The organism is Asaia sp. HumB (genome assembly GCF_030263835.1).
Taxonomy (GTDB): domain Bacteria; phylum Pseudomonadota; class Alphaproteobacteria; order Acetobacterales; family Acetobacteraceae; genus Asaia; species Asaia bogorensis.
The window spans coordinates 474796-492321 of the sequence record NZ_JARPML010000002.1; the positions used below are offsets into that span (position 1 = coordinate 474796).

Annotated in this window: 17 protein-coding genes; 12 read left to right on the plus strand and 5 right to left on the minus strand. The window is 61.7% G+C overall.

Annotated elements, in window-relative coordinates; genetic code table 11:
• From P5689_RS03475 to P5689_RS03485, 3 genes are all read left to right on the plus strand, one after another.
• Complete coding sequence (locus tag P5689_RS03475) at positions 1-1383, plus strand: NAD-dependent succinate-semialdehyde dehydrogenase (protein WP_023977672.1); 1383 nt, start codon at positions 1-3, stop codon at positions 1381-1383.
• 252 nt (positions 1384-1635) lie between these two features.
• The gene (locus tag P5689_RS03480; protein ID WP_285532099.1) at positions 1636-2271 is read left to right on the plus strand and encodes a PadR family transcriptional regulator; all 636 of its coding nucleotides are present in this window, start codon (positions 1636-1638) and stop codon (positions 2269-2271) included.
• Positions 2268-3071, plus strand: coding sequence for a siderophore-interacting protein (locus P5689_RS03485; RefSeq protein WP_285532100.1), 804 nt, complete (start codon positions 2268-2270; stop codon positions 3069-3071). Before P5689_RS03480 ends, P5689_RS03485 begins: the two co-directional genes overlap by 4 nt.
• A gap of 129 nt (positions 3072-3200) precedes the next feature.
• On the opposite strand, the gene P5689_RS03490 is transcribed toward P5689_RS03485, so the two are convergent.
• Positions 3201-4397, minus strand: coding sequence for a phytanoyl-CoA dioxygenase family protein (locus P5689_RS03490; protein WP_285532102.1), 1197 nt, complete (start codon positions 4395-4397; stop codon positions 3201-3203).
• 174 nt (positions 4398-4571) lie between these two features.
• Between P5689_RS03490 and P5689_RS03495 the strand changes: the two genes are divergently transcribed.
• Positions 4572-5666 (plus strand): LacI family DNA-binding transcriptional regulator, encoded by a 1095-nt coding sequence (locus P5689_RS03495; protein WP_285532105.1) that lies wholly within the window; start codon positions 4572-4574, stop codon positions 5664-5666.
• A gap of 44 nt (positions 5667-5710) precedes the next feature.
• Here P5689_RS03495 and P5689_RS03500 read toward each other — a convergent pair whose 3' ends face one another.
• Complete coding sequence (locus P5689_RS03500; RefSeq protein WP_285532107.1) at positions 5711-6349, minus strand: pyridoxamine 5'-phosphate oxidase family protein; 639 nt, start codon at positions 6347-6349, stop codon at positions 5711-5713.
• Positions 6350-6456: 107 nt separating this feature from the next.
• On the opposite strand from P5689_RS03500, the gene P5689_RS03505 reads away from it, so the two are divergent.
• The gene (locus P5689_RS03505) at positions 6457-7893 is read left to right on the plus strand and encodes a PLP-dependent aminotransferase family protein (protein WP_285532109.1); all 1437 of its coding nucleotides are present in this window, start codon (positions 6457-6459) and stop codon (positions 7891-7893) included.
• 16 nt (positions 7894-7909) lie between these two features.
• On the opposite strand, the gene P5689_RS03510 is transcribed toward P5689_RS03505, so the two are convergent.
• Positions 7910-8332: an EVE domain-containing protein gene (locus P5689_RS03510; protein WP_062165862.1), complete on the minus strand. Its 423-nt coding sequence runs from the start codon at positions 8330-8332 to the stop codon at positions 7910-7912.
• 215 nt (positions 8333-8547) lie between these two features.
• On the opposite strand from P5689_RS03510, the gene P5689_RS03515 reads away from it, so the two are divergent.
• From P5689_RS03515 to ccmI, 7 genes are read left to right on the plus strand one after another with little or no spacing between them, the layout of a single operon-like run.
• The gene (locus P5689_RS03515; RefSeq protein ID WP_285532113.1) at positions 8548-9309 is read left to right on the plus strand and encodes a heme ABC transporter permease; all 762 of its coding nucleotides are present in this window, start codon (positions 8548-8550) and stop codon (positions 9307-9309) included.
• Positions 9306-9503: a heme exporter protein CcmD gene (gene ccmD, locus P5689_RS03520; protein WP_023977662.1), complete on the plus strand. Its 198-nt coding sequence runs from the start codon at positions 9306-9308 to the stop codon at positions 9501-9503. Before P5689_RS03515 ends, ccmD begins: the two co-directional genes overlap by 4 nt.
• 35 nt (positions 9504-9538) lie before the next feature.
• Positions 9539-10054 (plus strand): cytochrome c maturation protein CcmE, encoded by a 516-nt coding sequence (ccmE, locus tag P5689_RS03525; protein ID WP_031240023.1) that lies wholly within the window; start codon positions 9539-9541, stop codon positions 10052-10054.
• A gap of 10 nt (positions 10055-10064) precedes the next feature.
• Positions 10065-12083, plus strand: a complete 2019-nt coding sequence (locus P5689_RS03530) for a heme lyase CcmF/NrfE family subunit (RefSeq protein WP_023977660.1) — start codon at positions 10065-10067, stop codon at positions 12081-12083.
• Entirely contained in the window at positions 12080-12670 is a 591-nt protein-coding gene (locus P5689_RS03535) for a redoxin domain-containing protein (RefSeq protein ID WP_285532115.1), read from the plus strand. Before P5689_RS03530 ends, P5689_RS03535 begins: the two co-directional genes overlap by 4 nt.
• Positions 12667-13179, plus strand: coding sequence for a cytochrome c-type biogenesis protein (locus tag P5689_RS03540; protein ID WP_023977658.1), 513 nt, complete (start codon positions 12667-12669; stop codon positions 13177-13179). Before P5689_RS03535 ends, P5689_RS03540 begins: the two co-directional genes overlap by 4 nt.
• Positions 13176-13973, plus strand: coding sequence for a c-type cytochrome biogenesis protein CcmI (gene ccmI, locus P5689_RS03545; protein ID WP_023977657.1), 798 nt, complete (start codon positions 13176-13178; stop codon positions 13971-13973). The genes P5689_RS03540 and ccmI overlap by 4 nt, the downstream gene beginning before the upstream one ends.
• A gap of 48 nt (positions 13974-14021) precedes the next feature.
• Here ccmI and P5689_RS03550 read toward each other — a convergent pair whose 3' ends face one another.
• Both P5689_RS03550 and P5689_RS03555 read right to left on the minus strand, forming a co-directional pair.
• Positions 14022-16190: a hypothetical protein gene (locus tag P5689_RS03550; RefSeq protein ID WP_285532119.1), complete on the minus strand. Its 2169-nt coding sequence runs from the start codon at positions 16188-16190 to the stop codon at positions 14022-14024.
• Positions 16156-17403, minus strand: a complete 1248-nt coding sequence (locus tag P5689_RS03555) for a DUF3142 domain-containing protein (protein ID WP_023977655.1) — start codon at positions 17401-17403, stop codon at positions 16156-16158. Before P5689_RS03555 ends, P5689_RS03550 begins: the two co-directional genes overlap by 35 nt.
• Positions 17404-17526: the final 123 nt, after the last annotated feature.

Genomic DNA, 17526 nt, shown 5'->3' on the forward strand with positions numbered 1-17526 from the left:
ATGACCCATCCTGCGTCAGGCGATTGCGTATTCACGGTCAACCCGGCCACCGGAGAAACGCTGGGGCGCTACCCGTTTCTGTCGGAGCAGGCGGTCGATGACATGCTGGCCCGTGCCCAGGAGGGGTTTTTGTCATGGCGCGCCAAAACCCTGGGCGCACGGCTTGATCTGCTCCACCGTCTTGCGGCAGGGCTACGTGCGCGCAAGGAAGAACTGGCGCGCCTTGCCGTCAGTGAAATGGGCAAAACCATTACCTCAGCGCGTGCCGAAGTCGAAAAATGCGCCTCGGTTATCGACTGGTATGGCGAACACGCACCAGCCCTGCTGAGGGACAAACCCATGCCCGTACCGATGGGCAAGGCCCATCTGAGCTATGCGCCAACCGGCATTGTGCTGGCGGTCATGCCGTGGAACTTCCCGTACTGGCAGATCATTCGCGCTGCCGTGCCCATTCTGGCCGGAGGCAATAGTTTTATCGTCAAGCCCGCCGAAAACACGCTGGGCTGCGGCGCATTGCTGAACGAGATCGCGCAGGATTGCGATCTTGGCGATGTGTTCATCTCCGCCAATCTCGCTCGCGAGCAGACGGCACGTGTCATTGCCGATAAGCGGATTTCGGGCGTGACAGTTACGGGCAGTGTCAGGGTCGGGCGTCTCCTCGCTGGCATGGCCGGTGAGAACGGCAAGAAGACCGTTCTGGAACTGGGTGGGTCTGACCCGTTCATCGTGCTGGCTGATGCCGATCTGGACAAGGCCGTCGATGCCGCCGTGACGGCGCGCTTTGCAAATTGCGGGCAGGTCTGCATTGCCGCCAAGCGGATCATCCTCGAAGCGCCGATTGCCGAGGCCTTCACGGAACGTTTTCTCGAGAAGGTAAGAGCGCTTCGTCTCGAAGATCCTATGAGTGATGGCGCCTTTATTGGCCCGATGGCACGCACTGACCTGCGCGATGGCCTGCACAAGCAGGTGCAGCAGAGCATCGCGGAAGGTGCGCGGCTTGTGGTCGGCGGCGAGGCTGTGAACCGTCCCGGTGCGTGGTACGAGCCGACCGTGCTACTGGACGTCACCCCCGGCATGACCGCCTTCAGGGAAGAGCTTTTCGGGCCTGTCGCCTGCCTGATCACGGCACAGGATGTCGATCATGCCATTACGCTGGCCAATGACAGTGCCTATGGCCTTGGCGCGAGCCTGTGGACACAGGATGAGCGCCTTGGTCTCGCTCTGTCACAGCGCATCGAATCGGGTGGCGTATTCATCAATCGTATCACTGCCTCGGACCCCACTTTGCCGATCGGTGGCGTCAAGGCGAGTGGCTACGGGCGCGAATTGACCGAACTCGGCCTGCATGAGTTCATGAACATCAAGACGGTCTGGGCCTGCTGAACCAGTCAGTTTCTCTTTCTGGTCCTGACGCCATCGGCGCTCCTACGGCGCCTCCCCGGCCTCATTGACCGGGATCAGGACCGGAACCGGTAAGAACCCTCGCTCTCCCCCCGTTGCATCCGGCAATCCGAGCGCACGCATAACGACACGCCTCGTTCTTTCTCCCTCCAAGCACAGGGCGAATCAGTCTTACGAAAGTTCTTGCGTTATATCTTAAGATAGAACAGTCTAAAGATATAACGGAGAATATAAATGTTTTTTCGCCATCATCTACGTCATGCCCTCAATCGCCATGACGGTTTCGGTCACGGCTCGGACCATCGCTTTGGCGGTGGCATGGGCGGGGGTTTCGGGGGCCGCTTCGGCCGCCGCCGGGGCGGTGACATTCCCGGCGGTCGCAAGCTGAGCGCCGAGGAACTGCAACTGGTCATTCTTGCCCTGCTGGCCGAAAGTCCGGCTCACGGTTACGAAATCATCCGCCGCCTCGAGGAGCGGACAAACGGTTTCTACAAGCCGAGCCCCGGCATGGTGTACCCTGCCATGACCTATCTGGAAGAGATCGGCCAGGCTGAGGTCACACAGGAAGGAACCCGCAAACTCTACACCCTGACAGATCAGGGGCAGGCTTACCTGACGGAAAACCGCGCAGAAGCCGATCGTATTCTTGAAATCCTGACACGCATTGGCAGCCGCATGAGCGAGGTTCGCGAAGCGTTTGCCGGACTGCATGACGTCGATCCCGAGGCCGCAGACGGGCTGCACAAGGCGCGTCATCACCTGAAGGCAGCGCTCTACAAGCATCGTGGCTGCAGCCCTGTCGAAGCCAGACGGATCGCTGCCATCCTGATGCGCGCTGCCGCCGAAATCATGGGCAAGGAATCATCATGACCAGCAATCTGCCCCCTCTGCCCCCCATCAAGATCCGCCATCCGCTTCGCCTGAGGCAGATCGAGGTGGCACGAATCATCCCGCTATCCGACACCATGCAGCGCGTCGTCTTTACGGGTCCCGACCTGCATGATTTCGTCACCGCCGGGACCGATGACCATGTGAAGCTGTTCTTTCCCCAGCCCGGCGAGACCCATCCTGTCCTGCCTGACATGAATGCCGACCGCACGGCACCGCGTGATCCGCGTATCATTGCCCGCGACTATACGCCGCGGCGCTTTGACGAGGAAAACGGCGAACTCATCATCGATTTTGTGCTGCACGACTCAGGCCCGGCCACCCAATGGGCGGCCCAGGCCAAACCGGGGCAGCGTCTTGGGATGGGTGGTCCCAAGGCCTCGAATATCCCGCATGAGCGCCTCACCTCGCATCTGCTGATTGCCGATGACACGGGCCTGCCCGCCATCGCCCGTACGCTGGAAGAGTTGTCGCCCGAACACAGCGCCGTTGTGGTGCTCGATACGCAGGAAAGCGACAAGACCTACCCGCTGACGAGCCGTGCCTGGGTCGATCTCTTCCGCTGTGACAGGGCCGCTGGCCAAAGCCTCGCCGATCTTCTGCGCCTGGTCGTTCTGCCTGCCCCAGAGACGCTCAACGTATGGATTGCGGCCGAGATCGATACCGTGCGTGCCCTGCGCGACCATCTGGTGAATGAGGAAGCCATTCCTCGCAACCGGATCAGGGCAGCCGGATACTGGCGTCGCGATACCGAAGCTGGTGGTGCGCGAGTGGATGACTGACCATCCGGAAAACCCAGGCCCTGAGCAGTGAACTCATCCCTTACCGGGAAACCGGTGTTCAGGACCTGGGGTATCATGAATGTTCGCCTCGTTCAGTCATCAGATGATGCAGAGCTAACTGGCCCCCGCTCAGGTTTGGGTGCAGCGCACACGTTCATCGAGTGCCGCTTCGAAACGCGACGGCTCCCAGTTTTCCTGCAAGGCCTGAGTCATAAGAGCCTGCTGACTTTGGGGCGCCAAACCATTGATGGGTGGATCACGATCGAGATTGGTCGGGAAGGCATAACCCTCGGCACAAGCTGCAACAGCGTGCATTACGGCACCGCGCCCAAGCGCCCGCTCGGTCTGGAGACGCTGGAGCACAGGGTAGAGAGCCTTGGCCATTCGCGCGCGATCCATGTTTTCCATTGCGCGGCCGAAGGGGGAGGAAACCTGAAGCAGATTGGCCATACGCCGTATGGACCGGGAATGATTCCTCCCGGCAGCATGAAAGAGCGCCGGGTTGAAAAACACGGCATCACCCTTTTCCAAAGGGAGCTGCACATGGGTGTTCTGGAACCACTCCCTGATCTCGGCACTCTGGGTTGCCAAGTAACCGGGGCCGTATTGCTGAGTGAATGGCTTGTAGAGCGTCGGCCCGCTCTCGAGCGGCATGTCACAATGGGCGACCGCCCCCTGCAGAGTCAGGAAAGGTGAGACGGCGTGCACATGCACCGGATAGCGGATGACCTGCTCGGTGGACTGGAATCCGAGATGATAGTCGCGATGGACCGTCTGCGCCTCACCGCCGGGATTAACCACATTAACCTGTGACGTGATCTGGTAAGCCGGGCCAAGCCAGGCCTCACTTACGAGCGCGATCATTTCATTGCTGTAGTAACGGGCGAACCCTTCCGGATCGAAAAGGCAGAGTTTTTCCAATGCGTTCCAGACGCGATCATTGGCTCCGGCCTTGGCGAAGTGATCGCCCGACTGCACCCCATCGCGTTTTTGCAGAGTGATCAGCGCGTCGAACTGATGCGTCACGTGGTCAAGTGCGGCCATATCATCAAAGGCCTTCTTGAGCACCACAATGCCCGGGCCGTCGCGCAGCGCCTGCGCCCATTCGGCCATCACGAGCTCACGTCCCTCCTGGGTCAGGGTAAGGCGCCGGATATCACCGCAATCGAAAAGGGGAACCTGCCCGGCACCGATAGAGGCAGCCAGAGGATAATCGCGCGGCGTGATCTGCCGCTCGGTCAGCGTTTGCAGCTCTTCCAGCGTGGCATGATCCGGGGAGTACCAGTTGCGGCTTGACCGCAATACAGAGAGATTGTCCGCTTTCACTTGTCGATCTCCATCTTGTCGATCCCTGCCTGAAACCGGGCGGCTTTCCGTCGGGCTATCGCAGGTAACGTCAGAAGATTACAATCGTGTAATCGCACGCCCCATACGGTAAACACCTCAGAAACACCTCAGGACAGTTTCAACGCTTCTCATGGGAACCGGAGGAGACGCAGCATGGCCATCGCCCATTCACTCAAGGACATATCCCGTCAGGCCGGGGTCAGTCTCGCCACCGTTGATCGGGTGCTGCATGATCGCAAGGGCGTGCGTGACAGCATGCGACGCCGCGTGCTTCAGGCCATGGACGAACTCTCCCGCCAGACCCTCGAACTGTCCCTGCATGGCAGCCGACTGACAATCGACCTGGTCATGGAAGCGCCTGATCGTTTCTCCTCAGCCGTAAGGCTGGCGCTCGAAGCCCAGCTTGCTGCGCACCTTCCCGTATTGATGCGCGTACGCTCTCATCTGGGCGAGACAGCGACCGGTGAGGAAATTGCCGCCATCATGGCGCGTATCAGGAAACGCGGGTCCAACGGCATCCTGCTGAAGGCACCCGATCACCCCTCCATACGTGCAGAGATACTGGCCTGCGCAAAGGCGCGTATCCCGGTCGTCACTCTGGTAACAGACCTGCCGAACTCCGCCAGACAGGCCTATGTCGGCATGGACAATCATGCTGCGGGAGGCATGGCCGCATGGCTGGCTTCGGGCTGGATGCCCGCTGAGACCCATGCGGGGCGATCCATTCTCGTCGTGGTCTCAAGCAATCGCTTCGTTGGCGAGGAAGAGCGCGCCCGCGGGTTTCGCGAATGGCTGCAGCAATATGCGCCGCATCTTGCCATCGTCTCGCTTGGTGAAGGGCGCGGCCTGGACTGGCAAACCTACGATCTCGTTGCCAACACCCTGCGGGACCGTCCCGATATCGCCGGTATATACTCGATCGGTGGCGGCAATCACGCCATTGCCAGAGCCTTGCGGGACTGTCTAATCGAGCCGCGCCTGTTCATCGCGCATGATCTCGACCGCGATAACAGGGCGCTTCTCTCCGATGGAACCATCACAGCGGTACTGCATCACGATCTGACGGCTGACATGCTTCTGGCTTGCCGGATCTTCACAAGCGCCAATCAGTTGCGCCCACCGGTTCAGAATATATGCCCGAGCCCCGCCCAACTGATCACACGCTTCAATCTGCCTCCGATAGGACAGCAACTAACTGATAGTCTCTCGAATGCATTTACCCATCGGCATGCACGACCGGGTGAGTGACAACTCGCGCGGTCGCGACTCCGGTAACGGACAACACTGCACTTTTAGGCCAGGAATTTTGCCTGTGCCTTGCGCAGCGACGCGGGGGGCAGCGTGCCTTCCGGGGTATGGCCGTCCTGCAGGCCTGTCCCGAGAGCGGTCACAACCGGCACCACGCCGCCCCACTGCGTGGAGGGCAGATCGGCATCATCCTCAACCGGGCCGCCTGTTCTGATCTTTGCGCTGGCTGACTCGATGTCGAGGGCCATGACGCCTGTAGCCTTGCGTTCCTGCGCCGTCATGGCCCGCACCTCACCCGAACGGCCCGGCAGGAGATGATCGGTTATGGCGTCGAGCGCCAGCTGATGCTCCTCTGCCAGAACCTTCCTCGCAGTGCCATGCACAACCGCACTGCGGTAATTGACCGAGTGGTGAAATGAAGAGCGGGCCACGACGATCCCCGTCAGCTGGGTCACGGTCAGGCAGAGCTTCTGGCCATCCAGCGCCATGATCCGTGTCTTGGAAGCGCCATGCAGATAGAGCGTGCTGCCGATACGGGCATAGGCCATCGGTATGACCATTGGACGCTCATCAGCCACAAACCCGACATGCCCGACCAACCCCGTATCGAGAATGGCGTGGAGGGTCGCTTCATCATAATGCGCGCGCCGTGCCTGCCTCGCCCTGGCGTAATCGGGAATCATGGTTTTCTGCTCCTCGCTCGGCATGTGGCCCCTGACGTGGCGCCTGTCGTAAAGACGTTATTGCGGGAACTGGACTGATCCAAGAGCCGGTTTTATGGTTTTTCGCCATGCCAGTTTACCTGCCCGCCCTGTTCAACGTCGATCCACACGCATCTGGCCCCTTGCCGGTCCAGCTCTTCGCTGCCCTGGGTCGCGCCATTAAATCGGGCAAACTGGCACATGGCGAAGCCTTGCCCTCGACTCGACAGGCCGCCGCCATGCTCGGCCTGTCGCGCAGTTCGGTCGCCACGGCCTATGACCTGCTTCGGGCGGAAGGTATCCTCGATATGCGGGCCGGACGACGCCCGGTTGTGCATTGCACGAACCTCCCCTCACCCCGGACGGTTCAGGGCGGCACGGCCACCCTGTCGGACAGAGGCAGGATTTTGGCCCAGGACCCACGGGCTGCAAGCTACCAACGCGATAAAGGCCGCTTATCCCCCGGTGTCCCGGATGAGGCGCAGTTTCCCGCCGATCTGTGGGCCCAAACCCTGCGTCGTGTCGCGCGCCAGAATCACGGCGATGAAGCCGCCTATGGCGGGTATCACGGGACTCATGCCCTGCGTGAGGCGATCAGCACCCGTCTCGCGAGCGATCGCGGGCTGCGTGTCAGCCCCGGGCAGATTATCATCACGCCAGGCACGCAGGCATCGCTCACGCTCATCGCGCAGGTCATGACCGACCCCGGTGATGTCGTTGCCGTAGAGGATCCCGGCTATATGGGTGCCCGCGCGAGCTTCATGGCATCAGGCGCGCGCCTCGCCCCCGTGCCGGTTGATGATCACGGCATGCAGGTCAGCCACCTGCCCCACGAAGCGCGCCTCGTCTATATCACGCCATCGAACCAATTCCCTCTGGGCGGTCGCATGGGGCTGGACAGACGTCTCGCCCTTCTTGAGCGCGCCAGAGCCCAGAATGCGCTGATACTCGAGGACGATTATGACAGCGAATTCCTGTGGCATGGTCGCGAAATTGCCGCGCTTGCCGCGCATGGCACGGGGTGTGAATGGCTCTATCTCGGCTCCGCCTCGAAAGCCTTGCTGCCGGGGCTGAGGCTGGGCTGGATGGCCGTACCCGAGCCACTGGTTGCATCCTTGAGGGCGGCACACCGCACAATGGGCCTCGCCGCCAATCTGCACGCCCAGCTTGCCCTCGCGGCCCTTATGGAAACAGGGCAATACCGGGCGCATCTGCGCCGTATCGCGCGTCTTTACCAGCAGCGGGGCATGGCCCTTTATCACGCTCTTTCAACCGTGGAAGGACTGCATGTCACGCCGCCGCATGGCGGGGTGCAAATCGGCGCGATCCTTGAACATGCAGGTTTCGAGACAGCCTGCCTGACAGCGCTCAGTGCAGCGGGGTATCGCATGGGGCGTCTGTCAGACCTTTGCCAGCGAACACCGCTGGAGGGGCTCATCATGGGCTTCGCCTCGCTGCGAGAAGACGACCCGGCCAGACTTGCCGCCCTTTTGCGAAGCGTCCTTGAAGGTGCGCCGGGCGTTTGAGCCCGTTGCGGCAGGCTCAGCCCTTTGGCTTGTTCCACCCTCCCATATGGCAAAGATGGTGCCATTCACCTTCGGTGACAGGCGCTACCGAGAGACGTGACTGACGCAAGAGCGCCATGTCAGCCAGAGCCGGATCAGCCTTGATGGTCGCGAGAGAAACCGGATTTTCAAAGGCCCCACAGGCCTGAACATCCACGCAAACCCATTTACCGCCTTCGGCGCTCGGATCGGGATAGGATTCACGGACAACCCGGACCACACCCACGATCTCCTTGTCCGAGACCGAATGATAGAAAAATGCCAGATCGCCACAACGCATGGCGGCGAGATTGTTGCGCGCCTGATAATTGCGCACACCGGTCCATGGCTCGATGTCGTTGCGCACCTGCTGCTGCCATGAGAAGGCCTCGGGTTCGGATTTGATCAACCAGTACTGCATTATCGTCCCTCTCTTATCGGCCTGACCTGTTTGGGTTATCGGAAGAAACTGCACCTTATGGCCTCCCTCCCCCGCCATGAATCCCGTATCAGGACGGCTTTCCGTCAAAACCTGCATTGGATGGTGGCTGAAGCGGGCTATATCATGACCGCAATCGAGGGGGAGAGAAGCACGAAGTGACAGGAACTGCGCAAGACACCAAGGGAGGCAAAAGCGTGGAACGGCCCGTACAGGGAACGTTCCTGCATCGTTACGCCAATCCGGGGCGCTTCCTGAAGCTGGCGCAATGGCTGTTGCCGCTCCTGGCCCTTCTGTCATGCCTGACGCTTGGTGTCGGTCTGGTCTGGGCGCTGATCTGGTCGCCAGCAGACTGGCAGCAGGGGGATGCCGTGCGGATCATGTATATCCATGTTCCCATGGCGATACTGGCCTCGGGTGGCTATGCCGCTCTTGCCATATGCGGGGTTCTGTCCCTCGTCTGGAAGCATCCTCTGGCCGACCTTGCCGCCGTCGAGATCGGGCCATTAGGCGCTGCCATTACCGCGCTCTGTCTGATCACCGGCTCACTCTGGGGGAAGCCCATGTGGGGAACATGGTGGGTGTGGGATGCGCGGCTGACCTCAGTGCTCGTGCTGTTTTTTCTGTATCTCGGTCATATTGCGCTGATTCAGGCCTTCGACGACCCGCAGCGCGGTTATCGTGCCGCAGCTGTTCTGGCCATTGCCGGTGTCATCGATCTGCCCATCATCAAGTTCAGCGTCAGCTGGTGGAATACCCTGCATCAGCCCGACAGCATCACGCTTACCCATGCCCCTGCCATGCCGCCCTCCATGCTGCTGCCGCTTTCATGCTGCATGGCCGGCTTTGCCTTCGGCTTCGCCGCCCTTGTGACAGGCCGCCTCAAGGCCGCCATTCTTGAAGCCCGGGCCCGACAGATCATGACCCGGTCGCTCATGCACGAGGGACCGGCCGCGTGACCCATCTGCCCTATATCGTTGCCTCCTATGCCGCGACGCTTGTGATGATCGGTGCCTTTACCCTGCCTCTCGTGATGCGGCTGCGCCGCGCCAGAGCCCGCCTTGCGCTGCTCGAACAGCGGCAGGGAGCCAGACACCGCAGCATCGGAAGCCCCGATACCGGGTCGATCCCCAGCCAGGGGGCGACTCCATGAGCGATGCGCTGTTTCAGACGCGCCCGAAGCGTCGCATGACCCGCAAATCCCGGCGTTTATGGCTTGTGCTAAGTTGCCTCGCCTGCTTCACCGTCGCAACGGCGCTGGTGCTGAATGCGTTTTCGTCCAGCATTGTCTTCTTCATGGCGCCCTCACAGCTTGTGCAAAAGCCACCCGCGCCTGACCGGGTGATTCGCCTTGGCGGCATGGTCGTGGCGGGGTCGCTTCGACGCGAAACGGATGGCAAGACACCGGTCAATTTCTTCAGGGTCACGGATGGGCAAGCCGCCGTCGAAGTACGCTTTGAGGGCATCCTGCCGGATCTGTTCCGAGAAGGGCAAAGTGTGGTCGCCCTTGGCAGCTATCATGCCGGCGCGCCCTTTGCAGCCTCTGAAGTTCTGGCCAAGCATGACGAGACCTATATGCCGAAAGAAGTGGCCGAAGCCTTGCAACGCAGCGGCAAATGGGACCCGCGCTATGGCAAACCGCCCAGTTCCGAAAGCTGGACGAGCATGATCCGTGACGATGCCAAGGGTCACACAACACCATGATGTCTGTCGCATGATTTCTGTCCTGGGGGCCGAACAGGGCCATTATGCACTGGCTCTGGCCTGCGTGATCGCACTGGCCCAGTTCATCCTGCCGCTCTGGGGGGCCGCACGCGCCAGAGTTGCGCTGCTCGATCTGGCCCCGGCGCTGGCTGTAGCCCAGCTTCTGGCGCTGGGCTTTTCCTTCGCAAGTCTGATTGCCTGCGCGGTAAATGATGATTTCTCGGTTCAGAACGTGGCTGCGAATTCTGCCCTGAGCAAGCCGTTGCTCTACAAGATCACGGGTGTGTGGGGTAATCACGAGGGGTCGGTTCTGCTCTGGGCGCTTATCCTTGCCCTGTGCGGAGGCGCCGTGGCCCTGTTTGGCCGCAACCTGCCGCTTGTGCTCAAGGCTCGTGTGCTGGCCATTCTCGGTGGCGTGTCAACCGGGTTCCAGCTTTTCTGCCTGCTCACCTCCGACCCGTTCGAGCGCATTTGGCCAGCACCCGATGACGGGCAGGGCATGAACCCGCTTCTGCAGGACCCCGGCCTCGCCTTCCACCCGCCCATTCTCTACACCGGCTATGTCGGGTTTGCCGTGCCCTTCGCCTTTGCTGTCGCCGCGCTGATCGAGGGCCGTGTGGATGCGGCCTGGGGCCGCTGGGTCCGTCCCTGGGCCGTGGCGGCCTGGGCGTTTCTCACATGCGGCATCGCGATGGGCTCATGGTGGTCCTATTATGTGCTGGGCTGGGGCGGCTACTGGTTCTGGGACCCGGTGGAAAACGCCTCGCTTATTCCTTGGCTGACCGGAACGGCCCTCGTTCATTCGGCCATCGTGGTCGAAAAACGCGATGCCCTGCGTATCTGGACCGTTCTACTGGCCATAGCGAGCTTCTCGTTCTCGCTTTCAGGCACATTCCTTGTACGCTCGGGTATTCTCAATTCGGTGCATGCCTTCGCCAATGACCCTGCCCGCGGCATTTTCATTCTGGGTCTGCTTGCGCTCGTCATAGGCGGGTCGCTTGTGCTCTTCGCCTGGCGAGCCCCCTCGCTCACCTCGGGGGGCATCTTTGCACCGTTTTCACGCGAAGGCGGGCTTGTGCTCAATAACATCCTGCTTTGCGCCCTGTGCGCGGTGGTGGTGACTGGCACCATGTACCCCCCCTTCATGCAGATCCTGACGGGGCGGACCCTCTCGGTCGGCAAGCCGTTTTTCGATGCCACGACCATTCCGCTGGCACTACCCCTCCTGCTTGCAATGGGTATCGGTCCTCTGCTGCCCTGGAAGCGTGCACGCCTCTCGCCGGTGCTGGGGCGCCTTTATCCGGCGGCCTGTTTTGCTGTGGTTGGGCTTGCAACCGCGCTCATTCTGCTCGACGGCCTCCTCCCCGCGCTCTGTGGGGCGGCGGGGCTGTGGGTCATTGCGGCCAGTCTTTCCGATCTGGCCATCCGTCTTGGCATCACCACGACCCGGTGGACCGCAATACCCCGGACCATGCGCCAGCGCGTGGCAGGACTTCCCCGCGCCGTGTGGGGCGGGGCTCTAGCCCATATCGGCGTGGGTGTGACGGTACTGGGTCTCACTGGCATGTCTCAGGCGAGCCATTCTGTGGTGGAACTCGGCGTGGGGGAGACGATCCAGCAAGGTACGCTGGTCTGGCGGCTCGATGGCGCGAGACAGGAGGACGGCCCGAATTACCGCGCGCTCGTGGCAGACCTGACTGTCCTGCGCGGCGGGCGTGTCATTGCCCATCTGCATCCGTCACGTCGTGATTTCACAAGCCAGCATCAGGTGACGACCGATGTCGCCATAAGAACCAACCTGCTGCGTGACCTCTACGCGGCGCTGGGTGAGAGTCATGGCACAGGTGCGCAGACCCGCTATGTGCTGCGCCTTCATAATAATCCGCTTGCCCCCTGGATCTGGCTTGGCGGTGTGATCATGGCTCTCGGGGGGGCGCTTTCGCTGTCGGATCGGCGCCATCGCCTCGGTGCGCCCGGCAGAGGCCGCACAGCCTCTACCTTGCCGGGCGCGAAGGAGATACACCCATGACACGCCTGACAAGACGCCGGATGTTCATGGTGCTTCCCGTAGCCGGGGCGACTCTTGCGGGGCTGGGATGCTGGAAGATGCTGGCAGCGATGCAGGACGGTTCCTTCGACCCTCATGCCATCCGCAACGATCAGGCGAGCGAGACGATCCCGGATTTTTCGCTGCCCGGTCTGAGCGGGCAGAGTGACGGTTTCTCAACCGCCGACCTCAGAGCCAGCCCTGTGCCTGTGCTCGTGAATTTCTTCGCCTCCTGGTGTATCCCCTGCGTCGCAGAGATGGCCGCCCTGCGGGTGATCAGCCGCGACATTGCTCTTTGGGGCATTGCCTATAAGGACAAGCCACAGGACGCCCGTCGTTTCATCGAGCGCGATGGCTCGCCTTATGCACGCACCGGCCTGGATGAAAGCGGCATGACCGCCATCGACTGGGGCGTGACCGGCGTGCCCGAAAGTTTTCTCGTCATGCCGGGTGGGCATATTGCCTGGCACGGCGCGGCTGCGCTTGATGAAGCCCTGTTGGATCACACGATCCTGCCTCTCGCCGCGCAGGCGTCTGCCCCATCTACTGGTGATGGCAGGTCAGAATGAGCCCATCAGGACTAGCTTCTCGTTCTCTCGTTCCGGCGTGGCTTGGTGTTGTTCTGCTGACAGCGCTGCTAGCCCTCACACCCCTGATATCCGGTCGGGCTCTGGCGCTGGACGATCCGTCCGAGATGCTGCACGACCCCGCACAGGAAAAGCGGGCGGCTGCCATAGGTGCCCAATTGCGCTGTCTGGTGTGCCAGAACGAATCCATCGAGGATAGCAGCGCAGGGCTGGCGCGCGACTTGCGCCATGTCGTGCGCGAGCATGTGGCAAAAGGCGAGAGCGACGCCCAGATCATGGCATGGATGACCCATCGCTATGGCGAGTTCATCCGGCTGAAGCCGCAATTCTCGATGGCCACATTGCTGCTCTGGACCATGCCGGCTCTGGCGGTTGCCGTCGGTATTGGCGCAGCCCTTGTGATGATGCGCCGCAAGCAGGAAGAACCTCCCCTGACTGAAGCCGAAGCCACGCGTCTGGCCAGTCTGCTGCGTGAGGAGAGCAAGCCATGAGCTGGCCCGGTTTCCTGCTTGTCACGCTTCTGGCCCTCTCGCCGCTGCTTTGGCTGATATTCCTCCAGTCGAAGCGCCAGATCCCACCCGTCGGGCCACGCCTGTCAGCCCTCGCGCTATATCGCGAGCAGTTACGCGAACTCGATCGGGATATGGCCTCCGGGCTGATCGACCCCACTGAGGCGGGTAAGGCACGGCTGGAGATACAGCGTCGCATCCTCGCCGCCGACGCGCTGCCTGATGACGGACTCACAGCCCGCGCTCTGCCCGCAGCACTTGTGGATCCTGATAATCCCGAGGGCCATCGGGCGCAGGTTTCACAAGGTATGCGGCGCTGGAAATCCGTGCTCTGGTTACCCGTGCTGCCCATCGCAGGGCTCGCGCTTTACCTGGTGAACGGTCATCCGTCACTTCCACCCCAGCCGCATCAGGACCGCACGCGCAGTGTTTCGCCGGAACTGCAGGCGCTTTTCGGCAAGCTGGCCCGGCAGGTGGCAACGCTCTCCCCTCAGGACCCGGATTTCATCCGGTCGGCCCTGCTGCTGGGTCAGGTGGATGAGGCCATGAATCGCCCCGATGAGGCTATCGGCCTGTATCGTCGTGTTCTAGCTGTACGCTTCATCCCCGATCTGGCCGTGCAGGTGGCAGAGCTCCAGACACGCCGTGACGGTCATATCTCGCCCGATAGCCTCGCCCTGTATCGGCGCGCTGTGGATGAAGCCCCGGCAGATGCCCCTTGGCGTCTGGCGGTCGAGGCCCGCATCGCGACAGGCGAGCACGAGAACACCCCCTGAAATCCGACCAAGCCTGTCGCCACACTTCCTGCGCGAACGCAACGCCCCTCAGAGCCGACGCGCGATCGCCGCTCGAACGCGCTTCCAGGTTCTACGCAGCCCGTAGAAACGGGTCTGCTCGAAAGCAGGCCTGACCGTGCAGCTACTGCCGAATTTCGGAGCAAAATCGACAAGGGCCCCTTCGCGCACATATCGCTGGTAGAGCGCTTGCGTCTGATCGGTCTGCCACCCAGCTGCCTGACAGAGCACAGCCGCGAAAGCCTGCGAGCGCGGGGGAAGGAGGTCAGCCGCACGGGATGCATAGCTGACGGCAAGCCAGCGATAATGATAGCGCGCATCGGGCTTGACTGCACTGCTGTCGAACCGGGCGATTTCCTGCGCCGTGACGAAGGTTCTTGAGGCAGGCGGCTTCTGGGCTGCTGGACCTTGCACCGAGCGAGGATCGATGTTGGCACCCCAGCCATAAATCCCGCCCCAGATATGATAATCCGGTCCCAGCTCCGTGCCGGTCAGCTCCATACCATAGAGCTTCACGATCCGTGCTGCCAGAAACCAGGCTTCCGCGCGCCCTGCCCGGGTCCAGCGCGACTTTGCGTCCGAAAGCGCCTCTGCATAGGTCTGGATCAGTTGATCATAGGTCAGATTGAGCGGCTGGCCTTGCGCGCTCTCAAGCGCGAACCCTGCCTTGTGGTCGTGATCCGTATAATTCAGCGCTTCCGCGAGGCGGTTTTCACGGATCAGGCGTCTCACAAGGAGCGAACGCATTACATCCGGCATCGTCTCGACGGGGGGCTCACCAGCAGGTTCTGTCTGGTCATCCTGCACCCCGGATGATCTGGCGCCGGAGGCTTCGGCCGGCGTTGGAGGCACGTTGGCATCCACAAACTGCCTGAGTTCATCCACGCTCAGCACGCGCTCAGCGACATAGGCGGCATCGATTCCGACATCACTGCCCGGTCCGGCCTGCTGCGCCGCTTTATAGAGCCAGAGAAGCGCCTGCACATATTCGCCACGCGATAGCGCCAGCACACCCTGCTCGCCCTGCATACGCACTGCAATGGCAGGGTCTTGCGCAGGCACCAGTGTCGGGAACCCTTTGGTCGCTTCGGCATAGGCAAGCGTCGCGGCTTTTGTGTCATTGGCGCGGACAGCCAGCTTGGCGCGCACCCAGGCAGCCAGAGGGGACGGATTCTGTGTAGCGAAATCCCGCGCCAGATCGAACTGACCCTGACGATAGGCCGCGGCCGCCAGCAGATCGGTTCCGTCATCCGGTTTGACGCCCTGCTCATGCACGGCAGTTGCAAGATTTTTCAGGGATGAATGGGCGAGGTCACCGTCATAGTCGAAAGACAGGGCATAGGCGCTGAGCAGCTTGCGCGACAGCGGATCAGCGGCGAGCGCTCTCACCAAGTCGGGATATTGCGAGACCCAGGCCAGGACGTAACGCAGGGAGTCCTCACCGGCGTAGGATCCGGATTCGACCTGATGCACATAAAGAAGGAGCGCCTTGCCAATCAGATCCTTCCTCAGGCTGCTCGTGCACGGTGCGTGAGTCTCCATTTCGTGCCAGCCGCACAGACCATTGGCACCGCGCAGATAGAGCTTCGCCTCTTCACCCCATGAGGCCTGAGCTAGGGCGTCAGGATCATTTACGCCTGCCTCGACCAGCGACCGCGTCAGGGCAAAGGCCCGGGCGGCTTCGGTCAGGTCATGCTCCGGATCGTTGGCTGACGCAAAAGCCGAAGCACTATACGCCTTGCCCAGCATGAAGGCTGCCGCAACTTTCTCATGAGCATTGCTTGTGTCTGGAAGCGCAAGAACCGCCTTGAATGCGTCGATCCCGTGATCGGCGCTATTGGGGTCGCGATAGGCCTGCGCGCCGCTCTGGTAGAGATCACGCGCCCGGGCTTCAGCTGGGTTATCCTCATCCGGAGGCAACATAGCCCCTGACCCTGGCGAAGGCTCTGGCGTTACCTTCTGTCCGGGATAAAGATGTCTGATTGCATAGGAGAACGAAAAAGAAGGCAGCTTCTCAAGCGTGTGTGTACGGTCATTCAGCAACGGCTCGGGAAAGAACGGACCGCACGCCATGACGCCGACAAGGCTTGCAGGCGTCAGAACCATCACGCCAAGCAAGGCCCGCTGCCTTGCTGTCAGTCGCTTTCGACGGGGTGCACGGTCTTCAGAAGCGTCGGGTAACGTCCTGCGCTGAGACATTGATCTGATCTTTCTTTTTCTGGCAGGTCAGCCAGCCCGCAACAATTTCCTGTCCGACCGGCAGAAGCGCCTCACCCGTTCTGACAAGAACCGGGCCAGTCTGGTCGTAATCGAGACGATAAGGCCCTTGCGCCCCCATACCGGCACAGTCCTTGTCAGCATGGATAATGAGCGGCAGCGTGGCGTCAATCGTGCCGTCATTTCTCAACACGATATGATACAAAGCTGCACCTTGTGGGTTCAGGCCAAGCGAGAGTGCCCGGCGCAATGGCTCGTGCCTGACCAGCGTCAACCACGCAGGAAGGCTCCAGGCGCGTCGGTCACCCGCAACCGGCAGGCGGAACCAGATCCATCCCGCCAGACCCGCGGGCGGCGCGTGTTCGATACGCTGCATGAACCGCGCAACCTCCTCCGGAGCAACGGTCAGTTCCTGCCCCGCCCCTCTGGCAATGCCGCGTGCCATCTCGCTTTCAACCGCGACCGGCTGGCCCGCCTCCCCCCATATGATTTTCGTACCGTAGCTTGGCAGCGCAATCTGCCACGGAACGGGCGAAATCCTGCCAAAGCGGGAAGCATCGCGCTGGGCCTCATGGGCCCTGAACAATCCACCCGCCGGATTGCTGACGGCGTGAAGCTGCAGGACGACGCCCTCGACATGGGACAGGACCGAACCGAGCGCCGGGGCGCCGATCCAGCTTGGCAAGGCTGTAATCGTCAGACGGTAGCGCCCCGACAATCTGCGATGGAGTGCATCGAGCCACGCCGCATAATCGCCAAGCCGGGCGGTGGGACAGTCATGATCGATCTCGATCCCCTCCGGCGTAAGGCCGAGCGTCTGCCATTGAGCGAGCACCTGCTCGATATGGTAGCCCGTTTGCACAGGATCGAGCGCCTCTATCCGGCCGCTGAGGCGGAACACGGCGATCACACGATGCGATGCCAGAACCTGTTTTGGGCTAAGCAACGCCGTATCACGCCACTGGCCGGTCTGGTCGAACTCGGCGGCGAGAATGTGCCAGGTCTGGATAGAGGGCGCAGCCTGCGCGATAGAGCGGATCAGTTCGTCCCGCCATTGGCGCTGCCAGATATAGGCATCCGATGGCAGCTGAACGGATGCGGGTCCAAAAAACCGCATCGCCGAAACACCTGCGAGGCAGATCAGGGCAGCGAGAAGAACGAAGGCCCCGGCGAGTGCAGCACGCCATCTGTGCACGATTCACCTCCTGCATTCAGGCGCAGCCATCGAGGCTCTGGCCCCCACGGGATCAGCCTGTCAGGACGATCTAGACGGGGATCATACACGTTGCCAAGAGATGCGGCTGAGGTGGGGGGACCG

Excerpts from the sequence above, each read along its gene's own strand:
- P5689_RS03475 (WP_023977672.1), top strand. The coding sequence starts at position 1 with ATGACCCATCCTGCGTCAGGCGATTGCGTATTCACGGTCAACCCGGCC.
- P5689_RS03480 (WP_285532099.1), top strand. The coding sequence starts at position 1,636 with ATGTTTTTTCGCCATCATCTACGTCATGCCCTCAATCGCCATGACGGT.
- P5689_RS03485 (WP_285532100.1), top strand. The coding sequence starts at position 2,268 with ATGACCAGCAATCTGCCCCCTCTGCCCCCCATCAAGATCCGCCATCCG.
- P5689_RS03495 (WP_285532105.1), top strand. The coding sequence starts at position 4,572 with ATGGCCATCGCCCATTCACTCAAGGACATATCCCGTCAGGCCGGGGTC.
- P5689_RS03500 (WP_285532107.1), bottom strand. The coding sequence starts at position 6,349 with ATGATTCCCGATTACGCCAGGGCGAGGCAGGCACGGCGCGCGCATTAT.
- P5689_RS03505 (WP_285532109.1), top strand. The coding sequence starts at position 6,457 with ATGCCAGTTTACCTGCCCGCCCTGTTCAACGTCGATCCACACGCATCT.
- P5689_RS03510 (WP_062165862.1), bottom strand. The coding sequence starts at position 8,332 with ATGCAGTACTGGTTGATCAAATCCGAACCCGAGGCCTTCTCATGGCAG.
- ccmE (WP_031240023.1), top strand. The coding sequence starts at position 9,539 with ATGACCCGCAAATCCCGGCGTTTATGGCTTGTGCTAAGTTGCCTCGCC.
- P5689_RS03530 (WP_023977660.1), top strand. The coding sequence starts at position 10,065 with ATGATTTCTGTCCTGGGGGCCGAACAGGGCCATTATGCACTGGCTCTG.
- P5689_RS03535 (WP_285532115.1), top strand. The coding sequence starts at position 12,080 with ATGACACGCCTGACAAGACGCCGGATGTTCATGGTGCTTCCCGTAGCC.
- P5689_RS03540 (WP_023977658.1), top strand. The coding sequence starts at position 12,667 with ATGAGCCCATCAGGACTAGCTTCTCGTTCTCTCGTTCCGGCGTGGCTT.
- ccmI (WP_023977657.1), top strand. The coding sequence starts at position 13,176 with ATGAGCTGGCCCGGTTTCCTGCTTGTCACGCTTCTGGCCCTCTCGCCG.
- P5689_RS03550 (WP_285532119.1), bottom strand. The coding sequence starts at position 16,190 with ATGTCTCAGCGCAGGACGTTACCCGACGCTTCTGAAGACCGTGCACCC.